This window comes from uncultured Dokdonia sp., from assembly GCF_947496725.1.
Taxonomy (GTDB): Bacteria; Bacteroidota; Bacteroidia; order Flavobacteriales; family Flavobacteriaceae; genus Dokdonia.
In genome coordinates this window covers 1-1202 of record NZ_CANMDS010000014.1, presented here as the reverse complement: position 1 = coordinate 1202, position 1202 = coordinate 1, and the positions used below count along the sequence as shown (strand labels likewise).

The 1202-nt window shown below is 47.6% G+C and carries 1 pseudogene; it reads left to right on the top strand.

From position 1 onward, the window contains the following. A pseudogene (locus tag Q0948_RS14850) lies at positions 1 to 1202 on the top strand (iron-regulated protein FrpC); the annotation flags it as partial.

The following is a 1202-nucleotide window of genomic DNA, read 5'->3' as shown; positions in this document are numbered from 1 at the left end:
CCTATCCAACCTGCCGAATACGAGCTCTGTGATGATATAGAAAGCGGTAGTGATATCGATGAGTTTGCAAGCTTTGATTTACGTAGTCGTGACGATGAGATTACTGGTGGTAATGATGACTGGAGCGTGAGCTATCACCTCACCCAAGCAGATGCAGATGCGGGCACGCCAGCACTTGCAGATATGTATCAGAATGTGGTGATGGCAAACCAAACCATCTTTGTACGTGTAGAAGATATAGTAACATCTTGTTATGAGACCATCACCTTAACCTTAGTGGTAAATCCATTACCATCACCTACCACCATAGCACCAATAGAAGAGTGTGATACAATGGCAAATGATGGCGACCCAGATAATGATGGGGATGCTATTTTTGATCTTACCGGCCAAGTAACGACAGATATTATAAATGGCGAGGCCTTTGTGGGACTTAGTTTCCACGAGACAATTGCCGCTGCAGAGCTAGGTACACCAGCCATTGCAAACCCAGCAGCCTACCAGACCGTATCAAGAACTATTTATGTACGTGCTACAGATACAGACCCAGCTACCAGCACTGAGTGTTACCGTATCGTGGAGTTAGAGCTTATCGTGCAACCTGCACCGGTAGTACCTACCACCATCCCAGACCTTACCGAGTGTGATGATGATGGGGATGGGCAAGCGCTGTTTGACCTTACACAAAACGATGCAGTGATCTACGGGACACAAACCTCTGCAGCTGTAACTCTTACGTATCACGAGACGCTTGCCAGTGCAGAAGCTATGGTAGGCAGTGCGGCAGATATGCCTATTGCAGACCCTGTAAATTACCTTGCCAGTGCACCGGCAACCCAGCTGTGGGTACGTCTAGAAGACACCACAACAGGTTGCACTGTTGTAGGTACTTTTAATCTAAACATCGCAATGATTCCTACCATCACCCCACCAGGGCTTTTTGAAGCCTGTGATAGTGCGGGTGCCCTCGTAGGAACCGATGATGATGGGATTACCACTTTTGACCTTACCAGCCTTGATGCAGGTATTACCGGTGGCGACCCAACCCTTACCGTGACCTACTATGAGTCGCAAACAGACCTAGATGCAGGTATTGCAAATGCTATTCCCACACCAGAGGCATATGTAAATGATGGTACTAGTCCGCAGACGCTTTTTATCTTAGTAAGTAGTAGTGATGCAGGAATGTGTGGTGCAGAGAC